At 39.0% G+C, this 1,668-nt stretch carries 1 protein-coding gene; it reads left to right on the forward strand.

Features of this window, described 5'->3' with window-relative positions; genetic code table 11:
* The first annotated feature begins 303 nt into the window (after positions 1-303).
* Positions 304-1,515, forward strand: coding sequence for an IS110 family RNA-guided transposase (locus tag PGS38_RS17405; protein WP_055218916.1), 1,212 nt, complete (start codon positions 304-306; stop codon positions 1,513-1,515).
* Positions 1,516-1,668 lie beyond the last annotated feature (153 nt).

Consider the following 1,668-nt stretch of genomic DNA (forward strand, 5'->3'; position numbering starts at 1 on the left):
AAATTTTGCGCGTCTAACTCATCACTACTACAATATATTTATGGGTAATCCCCTTACTTCCAGTAAGGATTTATCCATCTCATTACTTAAACTGTTAGAATGTAGGATGCAATGGTATATCGACTTCATCACTTGGACCTCGCGTCCGTACTTTAGACTGATAACCGGCTCCTCATTCACAGTGTTCGTTTTATGCAGGTTGAATCACATTAGGTGCATTCGTGTCACACACAGTAGTTTGAACAGGTAATGAGTAAAACTGGTATTTATCCATTGTAATATTTTTTAAGGAGTGATAAATTTATGAACGCAGTAGGTATCGATGTTTCAAAAGGTAAAAGTATGGTTACAATTCTGAGACCATTTGGGGAGATTGTATCCTCTCCTTTTGAGATTAAGCACACATCCAGTGATATCCATTCACTTATTAAACTTATTCATTCTATCGAAGGTGAATCCCGGGTTGTAATGGAACATACCGGCCGCTACTACGAAGCACTTGCTCACCAGCTTTCAGCAGCAGATCTCTTTGTCAGTGCTGTTAATCCCAAGTTGGTCAAAGATTTTAATAACGATTCTCTTCGCAAAATCAAGTCCGACAAAGCTGATTCTGTCAAGATTGCCCGCTACGCTCTTGACAAATGGCAAAGTCTTGAACCGTATAGTATTACAGATGAATTACGCGCTCAGCTAAAGGTCATGAATCGTCAGTTCCATTTCTATGTGAAACAAAAAACGGCTATGAAAAATAATCTTATTGGCCTCATTGACCAGACCTATCCAAATGCAAATACTTATTTCAATAGTCCCACCCGCAGTGATGGTTCCCAGAAATGGGTTGATTTTGTCTCTACATACTGGCATGTAGATTGCATTCGTAAAATGTCTCTAAACGCTTTTGTTGAACATTATCAGAACTGGTGCAAGCGCAAAAAATATGCCTTCAATAAATCAAAAGCGGAAGAAATTTACACCAAAACAAAGGAACTTGTTCCAGTATTTCCTAAGAATGAAATAACCAAACATATCATCAGACAAGCTGTCGATCAGCTCAACAGTACTTCCGTTACTGTCGAAACAATACGCACTCTCATGAACGAGACTGCCTCAAAGCTTCCTGAATACTCAATTGTCATGCAGTTTAAAGGGATTGGTCCATCTCTCGGTCCACAGCTTATGGCTGAGATCGGTGATGTAACCAGATTCACGCATAAAGGAGCCCTTACTGCATTCGCCGGAGTTGATCCTGGGGTAAACGAATCTGGTTCCTATGCCCAAAAAAGCGTCCCAACATCCAAACGTGGATCTTCAAATTTAAGAAAGACTCTTTTTCAAGTAATGGATGTTCTTATCAAAACCATGCCTCAGGATGATCCTGTATATCAATTCATGGACAGAAAACGCACCCAGGGTAAGCCTTACTATGTTTATATGACTGCAGGTGCTAATAAATTTCTCAGAATATACTATGGACGAGTGAAAGAATATCTTTCTGTTCTTCCTGATCCAAGCTAATTCAAAACTTTTACTTTCAGACCAGCACTGGTTGTGGTGGCCTTATTTTAATGCCTAATTTTTAACCTGTAAAGTTTTTTAACTTTCTTCAATTTTAGTATTGACTTTTTATTTGCAGGCTGAAGTAACGAGAATGCGACGCGCAGTTTTCAA

The sequence above is a fragment of the Fusicatenibacter saccharivorans genome (assembly GCF_027667425.1).
Taxonomy (GTDB): Bacteria; Bacillota; Clostridia; order Lachnospirales; family Lachnospiraceae; genus Fusicatenibacter; species Fusicatenibacter saccharivorans.